This is a genomic window from Streptomyces sp. NK15101, assembly GCF_020400725.1.
In the GTDB taxonomy this organism is placed as follows: Bacteria; Actinomycetota; Actinomycetes; order Streptomycetales; family Streptomycetaceae; genus Streptomyces.
On sequence record NZ_JAINVG010000006.1, the window covers coordinates 135,018 to 153,501 of the forward strand.

Below are 18,484 nucleotides of genomic sequence, written 5' to 3' on the forward strand. Positions count from 1 at the left end.
TCCTCACAGCGCTTCGAAGGCGTCGGTGTCCGCGCGGTGCTCGCGTACGGCCCCGGTGTGGACCTCGTAGTACCAGCCGTGCAGGCTGAGCCGCCCGGACGCGAGGCCCTTGTCGACACAGGGGTAGGAACGCAGCCGCAGCAGCTGCGTCAGGACGTGGTGCTGCACGGCTTCGGCGACCGTCGGGTCGGCCGGGTCGGCGCACCGGGGCTCCTCCGCGGCGTGCGCGAGCCAGTCGCGCACCGCGGGGACGGTGTCCAGGTCGTCGCCGCGCACCACGGCACCCACGGCGCCGCAGTGCGAGTGGCCGCAGACCACGATGTGCTGGATGCCGAGGACCTCCACGGCGTACTCGATGGTGGCGGCCTCGCCGGTCGGGGTGCCGGAGCCGTACGGCGGGACGATGTTGCCCGCCGTGCGCAGCTCGAAGAGCTGGCCGGGCCGGGCTCCGGTGATCAGGGCGGGGACGACCCGGGAGTCGGCGCAGGTGATGAACAGGACCTCGGGGGACTGGCCTTCGGCCAGTCGGGCGAACTCCTCAGGGCGCTGTCCGAAGGTACGCGCGTTGTCGATGAGGGGTTGCATGGTGTGGTGGCTCCTCCTGGCGCGTCGTGGTGACGCGTCGGGTGTGCAGGGGCAGGTGTGCGGGGTGGTGAGGGCCGCTCCGACGATCAGCAGCGGAACACCTGGAGTGCAGCCGTGGAGTGGAGGCCGGGCGGTTTCGCCGAGGAGGGATCCGCGGCACCGCGCGTGGTCGGCCGGGGTGTGGCCGGGGCGGGGCGCAGCGGCGAAGGACGTTCGGACGCGGCCGGCTTGCCGGCGGTGCGGTGGCGGTCGCGGGTGCGCGGGGGGCCGATCGGGTCTCCCGGCGGCTCGGCGTCGTGACAGGTGACGGCCTCGTCGTAGGAGGCCGCCCCGGAGGACTTCGTTCCGAGCGGCGCCTCGGCCACGGCGTGCCGGCTCGTGTGTGCGACTGCGAAGGAGGTGGTGGTGATGAGCTGGAGGGCGACGAGGACGAGGGCGAGGGTCGAAAGCCCCGTCCAGACCGTCATTGCTCGGTGCATATGCCTCCCCCGGGGCGATTCGCCAGGTCTAGGGATCACCAACGATTGGTCAACGACCAGTCAAGGAGACGATAACTCAGCAAAGTCGCTTGCAGGGTTAAGCGAACGTTACGCGCGGGAGCGAGCCCGAAAACCCGAAGATATTTGACGCGGACCGACTCTTGAGCGCCGGCCGCCGACCGTGTAATGGCGAAGCTCCCCGGAGCGCCGGTCGCCGGCGAGACGTTTCTACCCGCGCGTCAGCGACAGCAGGTCCCGCGCCGGGCCCGTGGGGCGGTGGCCCGTCGGCCACACCGCCCGCAGGTCGCGGCGGAGCAGCACCCCCTCCACCGGGATGGCGACGAGGCGCCGCGACGCCAGCTCCTCCGTGATCGCGAGTTCGCTGAGCACCGCGGGCCCCGCCCCGCTCACCGCCGCGGCCTTCACCGCGGTCGTGGAGGCGAGTTCGAGGAGCGGCTGCGCGAGCCCGCCGTGCGCGGAGAGCGCCGCGTCGAGGACCTGCCGGGTGCCCGAGCCGCGTTCCCTCAGGACCAGTGGGGTCGTGGCCAGCTCCGCCGGGTCGAGGGGGCTGCGGCGCCTGGCCCACGGGTGGGAGGGCGCGGCGACGAGCGCGAGCCGGTCGTGGGAGACGACGACGCCGTCGAGGCCGTCCGGCACGGCGAGCCCCTCGACGAAGCCGACGTCCGCCTCGCCCGCGAGGAGGCGTTCCGCGACGGCAGCCGAGTTCCCGGCCTGGAGCGACACGGCGGTGTCGGGGCGTTCGGCGCGCAGCGCGATCAGCCAGCCCGGCAGCAGGTATTCGGCGATCGTCATGGACGCGGCCACCCGCAGCCGCGAGTCCCGCCGGCCGCGCAGCGCCTGTGCGCCCGCGTCGAAGGCCTCGGCGGCCTCCACGATGCGCCGCGCCCAGTCGGTGACGAGGGCGCCGGCGTCGGTGAGCCGGGAACCGCGGGGCGAGCGGTCGAGCAGGGCCACGCCGAGCTGCCGCTCCATCGAGCGGACGCGGCTGCTGGCGGCGGGCTGGGTGATCCCGACCTCGCGGGCGGCGGCGCCGAGGCTCCCGTGCCGGGCGACGGCGAGGAGGAGTTCGAGCGCGCCGAGGTCCGGGACCCGGTGGGAGAGGCCCCGGTGGAGGAAGGGGGTCGGTGTCCGGCCCGGCTCACTGCTCATAAAGTCAGCTTATGGCCTCATAGTCACAACGTCCCTGGTGGGGGCCGTTTCGGCGCGAAACGATCGGGACATGGCAAGCCTCGCACCTCCCCTTCCCGCCCTTAGCGCCACCACCCCCGGCGCCCGGGCGACCCGTTCCGTCCGTCACCTCGGACCCAACTGGTACGCCTCCGTGATGGGCACGGCCATCGTCGCCAACGCGGGCGCCGCCCTCCCGCTGGACGTCCCCGGTCTCCGCACGGCCTGCGCCGCGGTCTGGGCCCTGTCGCTCGCGATGCTGCTCGTCCTGGTCACCGCCCGCGCCGCGCACTGGGCCCGCCACCGGGACCGGGCCCGCGCCCATCTGATGGACCCGGCGATGGCGCCGTTCTACGGCTGTCTGTCGATGGCGCTGCTCGCGGTCGGGGGCGGGGCGGTGATCGTGGGCCGGGACTGGATCGGGCTTCCGGCGGCCGTCGCCGTCGACGCCGTCCTGTTCACCGCCGGCACCTCGATCGGCCTGGTGGCCGCGGTGGGCGTCCCGTACCTCATGGTGGTGCACCACCGGATCGAGAGCGCGTCGCCGGTGTGGCTGCTGCCGGTGGTCGCCCCCATGGTGTCCGCCGCGCTCGGCCCGCTGCTCTTGCCCCATCTGCCCGCCGGGGAGGGTCGGCAGACCCTGCTGATCGGGTGTCACGCACTGTTCGGCGTCAGCCTGTTGGCCACCCTGGTCATGCTGCCGCTGGTCTTCGGACGGCTCGTCACCGGCGGCCCGCTGCCGCTCGCGCTCACTCCCACCCTCTTCCTGGTCCTCGGTCCGCTGGGCCAGTCGACGACCGCCGCGAACAAGTTCGCCGACACGGCCGCGGGCGTGCTGCCCGCCCCGTACGCCCACGGCTTCGCCGTCTTCGCCGTCCTCTACGGGGTCCCCGTGACGGGCTTCGCGCTGCTGTGGCTGGCGCTCGCCGGGGCGATGGTGCTGCGGGCACGGCGGCGGGGCATGGGCTTCGCGATGACCTTCTGGGCGTTCACCTTCCCGGTCGGGACCTGCGTGACCGGTGCCGAGGGCCTGGCCCGGCACACCGGTCTGGCCGCGTTCCGGTGGCTGGCGATCGGGCTGTACGCGTTCCTCGTGGCGGCCTGGCTGCTGGCCGGTTTCCACACCCTGCGCGGGTTGTTCAGCGGCGCGCTGCTCGCAGGGCCCGGGCCAGTGCCCGCGGAGCCTCGGCCAGTGACGGCCCGTACCAGGTGAGCATGCGCCCGTCGACGAGGGCGGCGGGGGTCCCGGGGAAGGCCTCGGGGCCGTCGTCGCGCGTGAAGCGGTAGGGCTCGTCGGGCAGGACGACGAGATCGGGGGCGGAGGCGCGGAGTTCGTCGAGCGGGACGCGTGGATAGCGCTCGGGGTGATCGGCGTACAGGTTCCGGACGCCGAGGCGGGCGAGCAGGTCGCCCGCGAAGGTGTCGCGGCCGACCACCATCCAGGGTCGCCGCCAGATCGGCACGACGGCGGTGACCGGCCCGAGCGGTGCGCCGGACTTCCCGGCGGCCTCCTGTCCGGGCGGTGCGACGGACTCCCCCGCGGCCCTCTGCCCGAGTCGCGCGACGGACTCCCAGGCGGCTTCCGCCTCGTCGAGCCAGCGCGGCCGGGGCGCGCCGCAGGCGGCCAGGACCCGTTCCAGTTCCCGCAGCGCCTGGTCGAGGGTGCGGATCTCGGTGACCAGGACGTCGAGTCCGGCGGCCCGCAGGGCGGCGAGGTCGGGGGCGCGGTTCTCCTCCTCGTTGGCGATGACGAGGTCGGGCCGGAGCGCGGTGATCGCCGCGACGTCGGGGTTCTTCGTGCCGCCGATGCGGACGACGTCGAGGTCGGCGGGGTGGCTGCACCAGTCGGTCGCGCCGACGAGGACGCCGGGGGCGGTGACGGCGACGGCCTCGGTGAGGGACGGCACCAGGGAGACGACTCTCATCAGGACGGGATCCTCACTCCACCTCGGCCTCGACGTGGTCGCCGACGGCGACGACGAGGAGGCGGGTGCCGGGCTCGGTGGCGCGCCAGCGGTGCCGCACGCCGCCGGAGAGGTAGAGGGTGTCGCCGCGGCCGAGCCGGTGGGCCCGGCCCTCGGCCTCGACCTCGGCGGCGCCGTCGGCCACGTAGAGGAGTTCGTCGTTCCGGTGCTGGAACTCGCGGCCCGCGTCCTGCTCGCCGGTGAACTCCAGGGCGTGCAGCTGGTGGCGGCCGCGGACCAGCGCACGGACGCCCGGAGGCAGCCCGGGCGAGTGGTCCCCGGACCGTACGACGTCGACGGTGCGGGAGGCCTCGGCGGCGGCGAGGAGCTCGCCGGCCGTGGTCTCCAGGGCCTCGGCGACGAGTTCGAGGGACCGGCGGCTGGGGCGGGCGCGGTCGTTCTCGACCTGGCTGAGGAAGGGCACGGACAGGCCGCTGCGGGAGGCGACGACGGCCAGGGTCAGCTGGAGCGCTCTGCGGCGCCTCTTGACGGCCGCGCCCACGCGGGGTGCTTCCTTCTCGTCCACGTCGGCTCCCTCCCTCTGCTCGTACCGGTCGGTTACCTGAACCTTACGCAGCTTTGGGGCGGGGTTTCGCGTCGTGCCGAAAAAGGGGCGGCCGCCGAACACGCTCGGCGACCACCCCTTTTCGGCCAGTGAACGAAGGCCCCCTACTGCGGGGCGAGCTTCTCCGCGAGGCCGGGGTTCCGGTCCAGCCAGGTGCGGACGGCCTGCTGCTCCTTGCCCTTGCCGGTCTCCTGGATGACGGCCTCGAGATCCGTCAGCTGCTTCTCGGTCAGCGAGAAGTTCTTCAGCCAGGCGCCGACCTCGGGGTTCTCCGCGGCGAACCCCTTGCGGGCGAGGGTGTGGACGCCGTCGCCCTTGCCCCAGGAGCCCTTGGGGTCGTCGAGCTTCTTCAGGTCGTGGGCGGAGTAGGCCCAGTGCGGCGACCAGAGGGTGACGACGACGGGTTCCTTGCGGTCGTACGCGCGCTTCAGCTCGGCGAGCATGCCGGGCGTGGAGCCGTCGACGACCTCGTACTCGCCCTCCAGGCCGTAGTCCTTCAGGACCTTGTCCTTGAGGATGCCCATCATTCCGGCGCTGGGCTCGATGCCGACGATCCGGCCCTTGAACCGCCCGGCCTTGCCCTTGAGGTCGGCGAGGGAGTCGACGCCCTTCACGTACGAGGGGACGGAGAGCTCCAGGGAGGTGGGGCCGTACCAGGAGCCGAGGTCCTCCAGCTTGTTCCGGTACTTCTCCCAGTACTGGGCGTGGGTGACGGGGAGCCAGGCGTCGGTCTGGAAGTCGAGCTGCCCGCCCGCGAGGCCGGTGTAGAGGGCGCCGGCCTCCAGCTGCTTGGTCTCGACCTCGTAGCCGCGGCGCTCCAGGAGCTCCTTCCAGAGGTACGTGGAGGCGATGCCCTCGTCCCAGGGGATGTAGCCGATGCTGACCTTCTTGCCGTGGCCGCCGTCCGGACCCGAGGCGGCGGCGGAGGTCGCGCCGCCGGAGCCGCCGAGGAAGCCCATGCCGCCGGCGGCGAGGGCGAGGACGACGACGCCGACGAGGGCGGTGACGGGCTGCGGGCGGTGGGCCCAGAGCTTGGCTCCGGACCGCTTGGCGCCCAGCGCGGCGCGGGCCTTGGCGGCGGCGCGGCGGCCCAGCGGGGAGACCTGGCGGCCGAGCGCGCCGGTCATCCGGTCCAGGTACATGGCGAGGACGACGATGGAGACGCCGGCCTCGAAGCCGAGGCCGATGTCGACGTTGCCGATGGCGCGGTAGACGGCGCCGCCGAGTCCGCCGCCGCCGACCATGCCGGCGATGACGACCATGGAGAGGCCGAGCATGATGACCTGGTTGACGCCGGCCATGATGGTCGGCAGGGCGAGCGGCAGCTGCACGCGCAGCAGCGTGTTGCGCGGGGTGGTGCCGAACGCCTCGGCGGCCTCGACGAGTTCGCCGTCGACCTGGCGGATGCCGAGCTCGGTCATGCGCACGCCCGGGGGCAGCGCGAAGACGATGGTGGCGATGATGCCCGGGACCACGCCGACGCCGAAGAAGATGATGCCGGGGATGAGGTAGACCATCGCCGGCATGGTCTGCATGAAGTCGAGGACGGGCCGCAGGACGGCGCTGACGGTCTTCGAGCGGGCCGCCCGGATGCCGAGCGGGACGGCGATCACCAGGGTGACGAGGGTGGCGACGAGGACGAGGGAGAGCGTCGCCATGGCCTCGTCCCACAACTGGACCGAGTCGACGAGCGCGAAGCCGGCGAAGGCGAGCGCTCCGGCGGCGAGGCCGCGCAGCCACCAGGCGGCGACGGCGAGGATGCCGGCGAAGAGCAGTGGCTGGGGCGCGGACAGGACGGCGTCGATGCCGTCGTAGAGGCCGGTGACGCCGGCGCTGACGGCGTCGAAGAGCCAGGAGAACTGGGCCTGGAGCCAGTCGACGGAGCTGTCGACCCACCGGCCGAGGGGAAGCCTAGGCACCGGCGGTCACCTCCTGGGCCTCGGCGGACGGGACGTTCGTCGCGGCGACACCGCCCATGACGGCGAGGAGACGTTCGGTCGGTACGACTCCGAGGACGGAGCCGTCGGTGTCCTCGACGGCCACCGGGTGCGGGGCCAGGGCGGCGACGGCGCACAGGTCGGCGACGAGGGTGTCGGGTCCGACGGGCCGGCAGGTGCAGTCGTCGGGGCAGTCGGCCGGAGCGGCGGCGTCCGTCATGACGGACGCGGCGGTGAGCACCCGGGAGCGGTCGACGTCCTGGATGAAGGAGGCCACGTAGTCGTCGGCGGGGCGGACGAGGATGTCCTCGGCCGTGCCGAGCTGGACGATCCTGCCGTTGCGCATGACGGCGATCCGGTCGCCGAGGCGCATGGCCTCGTTGAGGTCGTGGGTGATGAAGACGATGGTCTTCTTCAGGCGCTGCTGGAGCACGAGGAGCTGGTCCTGCATGTCGCGGCGGATCAGCGGGTCGAGCGCGCTGAAGGACTCGTCCATCAGGAGCAGGTCGGCGTCGGTGGCGAGGGCACGGGCCAGGCCGACGCGCTGCTGCATGCCGCCGGAGAGCTCGTCGGGCCAGGACTTCTCCCAGCCGGCGAGGCCGCACAGTTCGAGGGCCTCGGCGGCGCGGGTCTCGCGCTCGGCGCGGGGCACGCCCTGGACCTCCAAGCCGTAGGCGGCGTTCTCCAGGACGTTTCGGTGCGGGAACAGTGCGAAGTGCTGGAAGACCATGCTGATCTTGCTGGAGCGGACCTCGCGCAGCTCGCGGGGGGAGAGCGCGGTGAGGTCGTGACCGTCGTAGAGGACCCGGCCCGCGGTGGGTTCGAGCAGGCCGTTGAGCATGCGGAGGAGGGTCGACTTCCCGGAGCCGGACAGGCCCATCACGACGAAGATCTGACCGGGTTCGACGGTGAAGCCGGCGTCGACGACGGCGGCGGTCGTCCCCTCGGCGCGCAGCTCCTCGCGGTCGGCGCCGTCGGCGAGCCTGCGGACGGCTTCGTCGGGTCGTCTGCCGAACACCTTGTACAGATGATCGGCCTGGAGCCTGGACACATACACCTCACGGGTAGGAACGAAGAACGGCCCCACCACCCCCGCGCGGCTGGGCCGTGGAGCGGGCGGGATCGGCCCGCGGGCCCGTCGCGTACGGGGATCCTTTTCGTTGAATTCCGTACCGGGTTCCGCTCCGGGCTCGCGCATGCCCTGCTTCACAGGGTGCAAACGCAAAGGTGACGGGGGTCACGCGAGCGTTCCGGGGGTGGACGGGCGGGGCGGCGCCCTGCCCGTCCGGAGGGGCCGCGGGCGGGAGCGGACCCCGGCGGGAGGGGCCTGTCGGTGGGGTGCGGCATGATCGGGGGTGTGACGCGACGCCTGATGCTCCTCGACACCGCCAGCCTCTACTTCCGCGCGTACTTCGGCGTGCCGGACTCCGTCCGGGCGCCGGACGGCACCCCGGTGAACGCCGTGCGCGGGCTGCTCGACTTCATCACCCGGCTCGTCCAGGACCACCGCCCCGACGATCTGGTCGCCTGCTGGGACGAGGACTGGCGGCCGCAGTGGCGGGTGGACCTGATCCCCTCGTACAAGGCGCACCGGGTGGCCGAGGAGACGGCGACGGGCCCGGACGTGGAGGAGGTCCCGGACACGCTGTCCCCGCAGGTGCCGGTGATCGAGGAGGTCCTGGCGGCGCTCGGCATCGCGCGGGTCGGGGCGGCCGGGTACGAGGCGGACGACGTGATCGGGACGCTGGCGGGCCGCGCCGACGGACCGGTGGACATCGTCACCGGCGACCGCGACCTCTTCCAGCTGGTGGACGACACCCGGGGCGTCCGCGTGCTGTACCCCCGCAAGGGCGTCGGCGACTGCGACCTGGTGGACGCGGAGCTGATCCGCGCGAAGTACGGGGTGCGGCCCGATCAGTACGCGGACTTCGCGGCGCTGCGCGGGGACACGAGCGACGGACTGCCCGGGGTGAAGGGCATCGGCGAGAAGACGGCGGCGCAGCTGATCACGGAGTACGGGGACCTGGCCGGCGTCCGGGCGGCGGCGGAGGACCGGACGTCGAAGCTGACGCCGGCGAAGCGGCGCGGGATCGTGGAGGCGGCCGCGTACCTGGACGTGGCGCCGACGGTGGTGCGGGTCGCCGCCGACGTGCCGCTCCCGGAGTTCGACCCGGCCCTGCCGACCGCTCCCCGCGACCCGGCCGCCCTGGAGGCACTGGTGAAGCGGTGGAACCTGGGCGGCGCGGTGGGGCGCCTGCTGCCGGTCCTGGAGCGCTGAAGAGGGAAGGCCACGGAGTGCACGGAATCCAGGGCGGTCCGTAGCCGCCCGGGCCTTTCCCGCCGCGGGATGCTAGCTTAGGCATACCTAAGTTCGCAGAGTCAGGAGAGCCCCTCGTGGCAGAGCAGCAGACCCGCAAGGCACCGAAGGCCACCGAAGCGCGTGTGGTGCACACCGAGCGGATCACCCCGCACATGGTGCGGGTCGTGCTGGGCGGACCCGGGCTCGAGGACTTCACGGCGGACACCTACACCGACCACTACGTGAAGCTGCTGTTCGCTCCGGAGGGGGTCGCCTACCCGGAGCCGTTCGACATGGAGCGGATCCGGGCGGAGTTCCCCCGGGAGCAGTGGCCGACGACGCGGACGTACACGGTGCGGGCGTGGGACCCGGTCCACCGCGAGCTGACCATCGACTTCGTGGTCCACGGCGACGAGGGCCTGGCGGGTCCCTGGGCGGCGCGCGCCCAGGCGGGCGAGACGGTGCGCTTCCTCGGCCCCGGCGGCGGCTACGCGCCGGACCCTGCGGCGGACTGGCACCTGCTCGCGGGCGACGAGAGCGCGCTCCCGGCGATCGCGGCGGCCCTGGAGCAGCTGCCCGAGGGCGCGCGGGCGCACGTCCTGATCGAGGTCGCGGACGCGGCCGAGGAGCAGAAGCTGGCCTCGGGTACGGGCATCGACGTCACGTGGCTGCACCGGGGCGACCGCCCGGTGGGCGAGGCGCTGGTCGGGGCGGTCACGTCGCTGGACTTCCCGGCGGGCGACGTGCACGCCTTCGTCCACGGCGAGGCGGGCTTCGTGAAGGAGCTGCGCCGACACCTGCGGCTCGACCGGGGCGTGGCGCGGGAGCGCCTGTCGATCTCGGGCTACTGGCGCCTGGGCAAGTCGGACGAGGCGTGGCGCGCGATCAAGCGCGAGTGGAACGAGCAGGTGGAACGCGAGCAGGAGAGCTGACACGAGCAGAAAACCGCCGCGCGCAGAAAGCTTCCGCGGGCAGGGCTGACGCGAGCAGGGCTGACGCGGACAGAACTGACGCGGGCAGAAAACCGACGCGCGCAGAGAGCCGAGGCGAGCAGCGCCGAGGCCGGCAGGAGAGCCGGGAAGGGGGCCCGGGGCTACGGAAGCCCCGGGCCCCCTTCGCCGTCCCGCTCCCCCGCCTGCGCGGCCCGCCCGAAAGTGCGCTCCGAGGCGTCCATGTGGGCCAGGCGGCGCAGGGCGGAGAAGATCGCGTCGCCGAGGACCGTGCCGACGACCGCGCTCTCGACCAGCTCTTCCCGCGCCACGTGGTGCGCCACGTAGTCCAGGTCGGCCCGCGCCACCCGCTCCGCCGCGTCCGCGTAGGCGTCCAGGACTTCGGCGAACCGCCCGTGCCCGACTTCGTCGAGCGCCGCGAGGGCCACCGCGAGGGCCTCCGCCGCCGGGCTGGAGGTGTTGGTGTGCCAGCCCCGCGCCGCGATCAGCTCCGTGACCGTCTTCCGCGCCTCCTCGACACCCTCGCCGGGCTCACGGTCGTAGCGCGGCACCATCGGGCCGGTCGCCGCGCCCAGCACCCGGTGCACCGACCTCTCCGGGTCGTCGACCGCCACGACCACCCCGCGGATCGCCGCCACCGACAGGCCGCCCACGTCGAGGAGCGCCCGGATCAGGCGTAGCCGCCGCACGTGCGCCTCTCCGTACGAGGCCTGGTTCGGGCTCGTCAGCTCTCCGGCCGGCAGCAGCCCCTCCCGTACGTAGAACTTGATCGTCGGCACGGACACTCCGGTCCTTCGACTCAACTCTCCGATGCGCACCGCGTGTTCACCTTTCCGGTCTCTCTCCGGCCTTGCCGACCGACACCTCCATCATAGATAGTGGCGCTATCAGATAGCGGCGAGTGCCACTATCCATACATTCCCACGGGGGGATCCGTATGTCTTCGTCGAGCCCACACGCCCACGTCACCCCGCCTCTCCGGCTGCACCGCCCCCTGCTCTGGTTCGTCGCCGCGATGGGCGTCCTCGCCCTCGTCTCCGCCGTCGGCATCGTCGTCGACGACCGGATACTGGTCGGCGTCCCCATCTGGACCAAGCCCTTCAAGTTCTCGGTCTCGTTCATCGCCTACGGCCTCTCCCTGGCCTGGATGCTCTCGCTGCTCCCCCGTGGCCGGCGGGTCGGCTGGTGGGCCGGGACGGTGCTCAGCGTCACCAGCGCCATCGAGATGGTGCTCATCACCCTCCAGGTGATCCGCGGCACCCGGAGCCACTTCAACCACGCCACCCCCTTCGACAGCGCCGTCTTCTCGCTCATGGGCGCCACCGTCGCCGTGCTGTGGCTGGCCGCCCTGGTCATCGCGGTACTCCTGCTGCGCGCCCGGATCCTCGACCGGGCCATGGCCTGGGCCGTGCGGCTCTCTTCCCTGATCGCCCTGGCGGGCGCCGCCGTCGGTTTCCTGATGGTCCGGCCCACTCCGGAGCAGCTCGCGGTCGACGACGTACCGATCTCCGGCGCCCACAGCGTCGGGGTCCCCGACGGCGGGCCGTCGATGCCGCTGACCGGCTGGGCGACCACCGGCGGCGACCTGCGGGTGCCCCACTTCTTCGGGATGCACGCGCTCCAGCTGCTCCCCCTGCTGCTGATCGTCCTGGCCGCCCTCGCCGCGCGCTCCGACCGTTTCCCCGGCCTCGCGCGACTGGCCGACGAGGAGGTGCGGCTGCGCCTCACGCTCACGGCCTCGGCGGCGTACGCGGCGACCTTCGTCCTGCTGACCTGGCAGGCGCTGCGCGGTCAGGCGCTGTTGGCACCGGACGGCGCGACGCTCGCCGGCGCGGGGGCCATCGTGCTGCTCGGCGGAGCGGCCGCGGCGCTGTCCCTCCGCACCACCGCCACCTCCCCCGCCCGCGCCGAGGAGGTCATGGCATGACCGGCTTCCTCTTCGAGCTGACGTTCTTCCTCGCGGCGCCGGTCTGGCTGCTCATGATCTTCGCGCCGCGCTGGCGGGGTACCGAACGGCTCGCGGCCTCGCCGCTGACCGTCCTGCCCCTCCTGGTCCTCTGGGCGGTGTTCGCCGCCCCCGTCCTGCCCGAACTGTGGGCCGCGGTCAGCAGCCCCGACATCGACACCTTCCGCGACCTCACCGCCCTCGCGAACGGCGCCGGAGCCCTCTGGGCCCAAGTCATCGCCTGGGACCTCCTCCTCGGCCAGTGGATGTACCGCGAGGCCCGCCGCCTCTCGGTCCCCCCGCTCGTGATGGCTCCCCTGCTCCTCCTGACCGTCCTCCTCTCCCCCGTCGGCCTCCCCCTGTTCCTGATCGTCCGCGCGCTCCGGACGGCCGGGAGGAAGCGAGAGCCGGTGCTCGCACCGGCGTGACGGCCGGGGTCCACCCCCGGGTGGACCGCGCGGCCACCACGCGCCCTGCCCTGACCGGATGCCGGACATCGACCGCGCCGTGGGCGCCGTGCCGGGTTCCGCCGTCGGCGATGCGCTGGGCGGCGGCCGACCCCAAGGACATCGGCCTCCAGACCGAGCAGGTCCTGGCGGGCGGCGACACCTGGGACGTCGCCGCCGCACGGCACTTCCAGGTCAACGGACGCGCCGCCGGGAACGGTTCGCTGATGCGGACCCGCGCCCCCGCCCGTGTGGGCGCCGCGCCCTGCTGGTCGGTGCCCCGGCCCACCCGCCGTGTGGGCAATCGTCCCGCAGGGGCGAGGGGGTCCCCCTGCTCGAGCGGAACGACTGCCCACAACGGGGCGCGGGTGGGCGCCGCCCCGGCGGAACGACCGCCCACAACGGGGGTGGCCGCCCTGACGGGCACCCTCGCGGGCTCGGTGTACGGCCCGGGTGCCGTCCCCGCCCGCTGGACCTCCCTCCTCCACGTCCCCCTCCCCGGTTCCGCCGGCCGGGTCCTGCGCGCCGAGGACCTGCGGGACCTGGCCAGGGCCCTCGCCTCCGGGCCCTGACGCGCCGGAGGCGGCGCCCCGTCAGGAGGCGGTCCGTCAGGGAACGGACCGTCAGGAAGCTCGTCCCTTCCGGGCCGTGAGCTGGAAGAGGCGGGCCGTGTGCGTGTACGGGGCTCGTGCCGTCGTGGCGAGTTCCAGGCGTTCGAGGTCGGCGTAGTACGCCGGGTCGTACTTGCGCGCGTCGTCGGTGAGGTAGTCGCAGAAGCTGCGGATGCCGTAGTGCCGCACCTCTCGGCAGCCGAGGTCCCCCAGGACCGGGATGATCTCCTCCGCCGTGTGGAGCGTCAGCTCGGAGTCGAACATCTCGTTCCGGAGCCGGTCGCCGTCGAGTGCGGCCAGGGCGGCGGCGGGGTCCAGCTCCCGGACGGCGATGTTCAGCGGCGCCGAGTGCCGGTTGATCGCCATCACCGAGAACAGTCCTCCCTCCTTCAGCGGGCCGAGCGCCGTGGCGAGGGTGGCGGGCACGTCGTCCACGTACTGCAGGAGGTTGTGGCACAGCACCACGTCGAAGCCGCCCGCGGCGAGGTCCGCCGGAAGTGCGCGCACATCGGCCCGGACACAGGTCGCCCGCTCCGACAGTCCCCTCTCCGCGGCGCGCGCCCCGGCGGCGGCCAGCATGGCGGGCGAGAGGTCGACGACGGTGACGTGGTGCCCCCGTGCCGCGAGCCGCATCGCGTCACCGCCGTCGCCGCCCGCCAGATCGAGGATCCGCAGCGGCTCGCCCCCGGCCCCGTCGTCGAGGTGACGCATGAGGTTCGCCTCGGCGAGGGTGTAGCGGAGGCGGCCCCAGGGGGCCTCCTGCCATTCCTGCCAGGTGGCCATGGCGGTGTCGAACTTCTCGTGGTCTTGAGCCATTCCGCGACCATAGCCGCACGTCGCCGAGGCCTACGGCCCGAGGGCGTGCCCGGAAAGGCCCACCGGGGACCGGCCCGCCCGGGGACCGGCCCGCCGGGCTCAGTTCCGGGCGTGGACCGTGGCCAGGACGTCGCGGTCCGGCTGGAGGGTGAGGCTCGGGACCGGGAGGATCTCGTCCGCGCTGACGTCCAGGTGGTAGCGGCGTGCCAGGACCGCGAGGACGAGGACCGCTTCGACAAGGGCGAAGCGGGTGCCGAGGCAGACGCGGGGACCGCCGCCGAAGGGGAACCAGGCGTACTCGGGTATCTCCTCGGCGGCCTCACCGTCCCCTCCGGTCCACCGCTCGGGGCGGAAGGCCTCGGCGTCGCCGTACCAGCGGGGGTCGCGGTGGGTCGCCCACTGGCTGGACCAGACGCGGGTCCCGACGGGCACGGGCATGCCGCCGAGGGTGGCGCCCTCCTTGGCCAGGCCGGTGATCAGCCAGATCGTGGGGTACAGCCGGAGGGTCTCCTTGATGACCGCCTGGGTGTACGTCAGGGAGGCGTAGTCCTCGTAGCCCGGTTCGCGGTCGGCGAGGACCCGGTCGAGTTCCTCCGTGAGGGCCTCGCGGACCCGGGGGTTGCGGGAGAGCAGGTACCAGGCCCAGACGAGGGTGGAACTCGTGGTCTCGTGACCGCCGATGTAGAGGGTGACGGTCTCGTCCCGGATCTCCTGGTCGGAGAGGGACGCGCCGGTCTCGTCCCGGGCGGCGAGCAGACGGCTGAGCAGATCGGGGCGCTCGGTCCCGCCGTCGCGGTGCTGGGACACGACGCGGGAGACCTCCGCGTCGATGACGGCGGTGGCTCGCTTGATCCGGGCGCGTCCAGGGGTGGGGACCCAGTCGGGCAGTATCGCTCCGATGCCGCTGAACTCGGCCCCGATCTCCTTCTGCGCGATGTCCATGGCCCGGCCGATGGCCTCGGCGTCGGCTGCCGTGTCGACGCCGAAGATGGTGCGGACGGCGACGAGCTGGGTGAGGGCGGCCATCTCCTTCTTGACGTCGACCCGCTGTCCGTCGCTCCACCGGTCGGCGAGGGCGACGGCGCATTCGGCCATGGTCGCCGCGTAGGAGCGGACCTGCTTCGGGCGGACGGAGGGCTGGACCAGGGACCGCTTGCGCCGCCAGTCCGCGCCCTTGGAGACGATGACGCCGTTTCCGAGGAGCGTACGGAAGGCGATGCCGAGGTCGGGCTGGTCGAAGGTGCGCTCGACCTCGGTGAGGAGTTCGCCGACCGCGTCGGGGTGCGCGACGAAGAGCGAGGGCTTGCCGCCGAAGCGCCAGCGGACGAAGTCGCCGCGCCTCCGGAGCTCCTCGAAGAAGGCAAGGGGGTTCTTGCCGAAGGCGGGCAGGTTCCCCAGGAAGGGCACGCCTCGCGGCCCCTCGGCGACAACCGGAGCCGCTACCGGGCCCGCCGGTGCCGCGTCCCCCGCCTCTGCCCCTTCCCCCATCGGCCGCCCTTCGTCCCGTGTCCCGGCATGCGGATGACCGGCTTGCGTGGCCATGTGCGTCCCCTCCCCGACTGACCTTCCCTGCCTGCGAGTCCATGCAAGCGGAAGGGCCCCGCATGCGCCACCCCTGTGGACGGCCACCTGTGGACAACCCGGGCCGGACGTCCGGAGACGGGCGAGTGCCCGTGGCGTGATCGCCGCGGGCACTCGCCTTGAAGGGAGGAAGGAAGAACCGTCAGCCCACCGAGCTGTAGGCGACGACCCCGCGCAGCAGCGCGTCCACGGCCTTGCGGGCGTTCTTGGCGACCGTGCTGTTCTCCTTGGGCGCCGCCGCGGCGATCTGTCCGAGGACGTCGATCACCTGCTTGCACCAGCGGACGAAGTCGCCCGCGGGCATCTCCGCCTCGCGGAGCACCTCGTCGAGGCTCTTCTCGGAGGCCCACTGGTAGGCGGCCCAGGCGAAGCCGAGGTCGGGCTCGCGCTGGCCGACCCCCTCCGCCTGGTTGATCTTGAACTCCTCTTCGAGGGCGTCCAGCCGGCCCCAGATCCGGACCATCTCGCCGAGCGCCGCCTTCGCGTTGCCCGTGGGCAGCTTGGGTGCGACGGCGTCGTCGGCCTGCCGCGCCTCGAAGACCAGCGCCGAGACGCAGGCGGCGAGTTCGGCCGGTTTGAGGCCCTCCCAGACGCGCTCGCGGAGGCACTCGCTCGCCAGCAGGTCGAGCTCGCCGTAGAGCCGGGCGAGCCGCTTGCCGTTGTCCGTGACCTCGTCGCCGCGCAGGTAGTCGAGCTCGGTGAGGAGCGCGACGATCCGGTCGAAGGTGCGGGCGATGGTGTTGGTGCGCCCCTCGATGCGCCGCTCCAGCTGCCGGGTGTCGCGCTGGAGACGGTGGTAGCGCTCGGCCCAGCGGGCGTGGTCCTCGCGCTCGTCGCAGCCGTGGCAGGGGTGCGCGCGGATGGCGGTGCGCAGCCGGGTGATCTCGCGGTCGTCGGCGGCCGCGGACCGCTGCCGGTGGTGGCGCTCGGGGTTGATGTGCCCGGCCTTGGTCCGCAGGGCGGAGGCGAGGTCGCGGCGGGACTGCGGGGAGCGCGGGTTGAAGGACTTGGGGATCCTCATGCGCTCCAGCGCCTCGACCGGCACCGGGAAGTCGATGGAGGCGAGCCTCTTGACCTGCCGCTCGGCGGTGAGGACGAGGGGCCGCGGCCCGTCGTGGTGCTCGAAGCCCCGGTGACCGTTGGTGCGGCCGGCCGGGATGCCGGGGTCGAGGACGAGCGCGAGGCCCGCGAACTTGCCGGTGGGGACGTGGATGACGTCTCCGGGCTTGAGCTTCTCCAGGGAGCTGGCGGCCTGGGCCCGGCGCTGGGCGGCGCCCTGCCGGGCCAGCTCGGTCTCGCGGTCCTTGAGGTCGCGGCGGAGCCGCGCGTACTCCTCGAAGTCCCCCAGGTGGCAGGTCATGCCCTCGCGGTAGCCCTGGAGCCCCTCCTCGTTCTTCTGGACCTGGCGCGAGATGCCCACGACGGAGCGGTCGGCCTGGAACTGGGCGAAGGACGTCTCCAGGAGCTCGCGCGAGCGGTGCCGGCCGAACTGGTCGACGAGGTTGACCGCCATGTTGTACGAGGGCTTGAAGCTGGAGCGCAGGGGGTACGTGCGCGTGCCGGCGAGTCCGGCGAGGTGGTCGGGGTCGAGTCCGCGCTGCCAGAGCACGACGGCGTGGCCCTCGACGTCGATGCCGCGGCGGCCTGCGCGGCCGGTGAGCTGGGTGTACTCGCCGGGGGTGATGTCCGCGTGCTGCTCGCCGTTCCACTTGACGAGCTTCTCGAGGATGACGGTGCGCGCGGGCATGTTGATGCCGAGGGCGAGGGTCTCGGTGGCGAAGACGGCCTTGACGAGGCCGCGGACGAAGAGCTCCTCGACGACCTCCTTGAAGGTCGGGAGCATGCCGGCGTGGTGGGCGGCGATGCCCCGCTCCAGGGCTTCGAGCCACTCGTAGTAGCCGAGGACGTGCAGGTCCTCGCTGGGGATGGCGGCCGTGCGCGCCTCGACGATCTCGCGGACGCGCAGCCGCGCCTCGTCGTCGTTCAGCCGGAGCCCGGCGTAGAGGCACTGCTGGACGGCGGCCTCGCAGCCGGCGCGGCTGAAGATGAAGGTGATCGCGGGCAGGAGGCCTTCGGCGTCGAGGCGCTCGATGACCTCGGGGCGGCCGGGGGTCCAGATCCGGGAGCGCTGGCGGCGCTCGCGCTCGCGGTCGGCCTCGCGGACCATCTTGCCGCGCCGCCGGTCGCGCGGGTTGTACGTGCGCGTGTTCTCGGTGCGGGCGAGGCGGAGGAGGTCGGGGTTGACCTCCCGCCGGGAGGCGCCGCGGCCGCCGTGGTCGGTCTCCTCCTCGAAGAGGTCGTACATCCGGCGTCCGGCGAGGACGTGCTGCCACAGGGGCACGGGACGGCTCTCCGAGACGATGACCTCGGTGTCGCCGCGGACGGTGTCGAGCCAGTCGCCGAACTCCTCGGCGTTGGACACGGTCGCGGAGAGCGAGACGAGGGTGACGGACTCGGGGAGGTGGATGATCACTTCCTCCCAGACGGCGCCGCGGAAGCGGTCGGAGAGGTAGTGGACCTCGTCCATCACGACGTACCCGAGGCCGGAGAGGGCCTGGGAGCCCGCGTAGAGCATGTTGCGGAGGACTTCGGTGGTCATGACGACGATCGGGGCGTCGCCGTTCACGCTGTTGTCGCCGGTGAGCAGGCCGACCTTCTCGGGGCCGTACCGCTTGACGAGGTCGGCGTACTTCTGGTTCGACAGCGCCTTGATGGGGGTCGTGTAGAAGCACTTGCGGCCCTGGGCGAGGGCGAGGTGGACGGCGAACTCGCCCACGATGGTCTTGCCGGAGCCCGTGGGCGCGGCGACGAGCACGCCCTTCCCCGCCTCGAGGGCCTGGCACGCTTCGATCTGGAAGGGGTCCAGACCGAAGTCGTACAGCTCGCGGAAGGGTGCCAGTGCGGTGCGCTGCTCGGCGTTGCGGGCGAGGGCGGCCGCGTACGCCTCGGCTGGTGTGAGGTCCTCTGTCATCTTGTTGTCGAGCCTACCCGCCACCTGTGACAGTGACGCGATCTTTATCGAGGGGATGCGGAGGGCTCGGCTCCGGGGTGCCGGAGCGGCTCCGATGACGGTGCGGACGGGGGGGTCCGGCCTCCCCGAGGACCTGCGCGGCGGGCC

Annotated in this window: 17 protein-coding genes; 6 read left to right on the plus strand and 11 right to left on the minus strand. The window is 73.0% G+C overall.

Going from position 1 to position 18,484, the window contains the following annotated elements; all coding sequences use genetic code 11:
• Positions 1 to 3: 3 nt before the first annotated feature.
• From K7G60_RS05200 to K7G60_RS05210, 3 genes are all read right to left on the minus strand, one after another.
• Positions 4 to 585 carry a carbonic anhydrase gene (locus tag K7G60_RS05200; protein ID WP_225799594.1) on the minus strand — a complete coding sequence of 194 codons (582 nt, stop codon included), beginning with the start codon at positions 583 to 585 and terminating at the stop codon, positions 4 to 6.
• 86 nt (positions 586 to 671) lie between these two features.
• Complete coding sequence (locus K7G60_RS05205; RefSeq protein WP_225799595.1) at positions 672 to 1,052, minus strand: hypothetical protein; 381 nt, start codon at positions 1,050 to 1,052, stop codon at positions 672 to 674.
• A 240-nt stretch (positions 1,053 to 1,292) separates the two neighbouring features.
• Positions 1,293 to 2,234 (minus strand): LysR family transcriptional regulator, encoded by a 942-nt coding sequence (locus K7G60_RS05210; protein WP_225799596.1) that lies wholly within the window; start codon positions 2,232 to 2,234, stop codon positions 1,293 to 1,295.
• Positions 2,235 to 2,304: 70 nt separating this feature from the next.
• Between K7G60_RS05210 and K7G60_RS05215 the strand changes: the two genes are divergently transcribed.
• Positions 2,305 to 3,465 (plus strand): TDT family transporter, encoded by a 1,161-nt coding sequence (locus K7G60_RS05215; protein WP_225799597.1) that lies wholly within the window; start codon positions 2,305 to 2,307, stop codon positions 3,463 to 3,465.
• On the opposite strand, the gene K7G60_RS05220 is transcribed toward K7G60_RS05215, so the two are convergent.
• The 4 genes from K7G60_RS05220 to K7G60_RS05235 all read right to left on the minus strand — a co-directional run bounded on the left by K7G60_RS05220 (position 3,392) and on the right by K7G60_RS05235 (position 7,769).
• Positions 3,392 to 4,177: a helical backbone metal receptor gene (locus K7G60_RS05220; RefSeq protein ID WP_225799598.1), complete on the minus strand. Its 786-nt coding sequence runs from the start codon at positions 4,175 to 4,177 to the stop codon at positions 3,392 to 3,394. The two genes, K7G60_RS05215 and K7G60_RS05220, sit on opposite strands and share 74 nt — an antisense overlap.
• A 13-nt stretch (positions 4,178 to 4,190) precedes the next feature.
• Positions 4,191 to 4,742 carry a helix-turn-helix domain-containing protein gene (locus tag K7G60_RS05225; protein ID WP_225799599.1) on the minus strand — a complete coding sequence of 184 codons (552 nt, stop codon included), beginning with the start codon at positions 4,740 to 4,742 and terminating at the stop codon, positions 4,191 to 4,193.
• A gap of 143 nt (positions 4,743 to 4,885) precedes the next feature.
• Positions 4,886 to 6,700, minus strand: coding sequence for an ABC transporter permease/substrate binding protein (locus tag K7G60_RS05230; protein ID WP_225799600.1), 1,815 nt, complete (start codon positions 6,698 to 6,700; stop codon positions 4,886 to 4,888).
• Entirely contained in the window at positions 6,693 to 7,769 is a 1,077-nt protein-coding gene (locus K7G60_RS05235) for a glycine betaine/L-proline ABC transporter ATP-binding protein (protein ID WP_225799601.1), read from the minus strand. The genes K7G60_RS05230 and K7G60_RS05235 overlap by 8 nt, the downstream gene beginning before the upstream one ends.
• 321 nt (positions 7,770 to 8,090) lie before the next feature.
• Here K7G60_RS05235 and K7G60_RS05240 point away from each other — a divergent pair, with 321 nt between their 5' ends.
• Both K7G60_RS05240 and K7G60_RS05245 read left to right on the plus strand, forming a co-directional pair.
• Positions 8,091 to 8,996, plus strand: coding sequence for a 5'-3' exonuclease (locus K7G60_RS05240; protein ID WP_225799629.1), 906 nt, complete (start codon positions 8,091 to 8,093; stop codon positions 8,994 to 8,996).
• Between the two features lie 116 nt (positions 8,997 to 9,112).
• Positions 9,113 to 9,949, plus strand: a complete 837-nt coding sequence (locus K7G60_RS05245) for a siderophore-interacting protein (RefSeq protein ID WP_225799602.1) — start codon at positions 9,113 to 9,115, stop codon at positions 9,947 to 9,949.
• Positions 9,950 to 10,110: 161 nt separating this feature from the next.
• On the opposite strand, the gene K7G60_RS05250 is transcribed toward K7G60_RS05245, so the two are convergent.
• On the minus strand, positions 10,111 to 10,785 hold the full coding sequence (locus K7G60_RS05250) for a MerR family transcriptional regulator (RefSeq protein ID WP_225799603.1): 675 nt from the start codon (positions 10,783 to 10,785) through the stop codon (positions 10,111 to 10,113).
• Positions 10,786 to 10,982: 197 nt separating this feature from the next.
• Here K7G60_RS05250 and K7G60_RS05255 point away from each other — a divergent pair, with 197 nt between their 5' ends.
• The 3 genes from K7G60_RS05255 to K7G60_RS05265 all read left to right on the plus strand — a co-directional run bounded on the left by K7G60_RS05255 (position 10,983) and on the right by K7G60_RS05265 (position 12,930).
• Entirely contained in the window at positions 10,983 to 11,894 is a 912-nt protein-coding gene (locus K7G60_RS05255; RefSeq protein ID WP_225799630.1) for a hypothetical protein, read from the plus strand.
• Positions 11,891 to 12,340 carry an ABA4-like family protein gene (locus K7G60_RS05260; protein ID WP_225799604.1) on the plus strand — a complete coding sequence of 150 codons (450 nt, stop codon included), beginning with the start codon at positions 11,891 to 11,893 and terminating at the stop codon, positions 12,338 to 12,340. Before K7G60_RS05255 ends, K7G60_RS05260 begins: the two co-directional genes overlap by 4 nt.
• Positions 12,341 to 12,450: 110 nt before the next feature.
• Entirely contained in the window at positions 12,451 to 12,930 is a 480-nt protein-coding gene (locus tag K7G60_RS05265; protein WP_225799605.1) for a hypothetical protein, read from the plus strand.
• Positions 12,931 to 12,981: 51 nt separating this feature from the next.
• Here K7G60_RS05265 and K7G60_RS05270 read toward each other — a convergent pair whose 3' ends face one another.
• From K7G60_RS05270 to K7G60_RS05280, 3 genes are all read right to left on the minus strand, one after another.
• A complete protein-coding gene (locus tag K7G60_RS05270) occupies positions 12,982 to 13,785 on the minus strand; it encodes a bifunctional 2-polyprenyl-6-hydroxyphenol methylase/3-demethylubiquinol 3-O-methyltransferase UbiG (protein ID WP_225799606.1) in 804 nt (267 codons plus the stop codon).
• A gap of 99 nt (positions 13,786 to 13,884) precedes the next feature.
• Positions 13,885 to 15,273 carry a cytochrome P450 gene (locus K7G60_RS05275; RefSeq protein ID WP_225799607.1) on the minus strand — a complete coding sequence of 463 codons (1,389 nt, stop codon included), beginning with the start codon at positions 15,271 to 15,273 and terminating at the stop codon, positions 13,885 to 13,887.
• A gap of 235 nt (positions 15,274 to 15,508) precedes the next feature.
• Positions 15,509 to 18,337: an RNA helicase gene (locus K7G60_RS05280; RefSeq protein WP_225799608.1), complete on the minus strand. Its 2,829-nt coding sequence runs from the start codon at positions 18,335 to 18,337 to the stop codon at positions 15,509 to 15,511.
• Positions 18,338 to 18,484 lie beyond the last annotated feature (147 nt).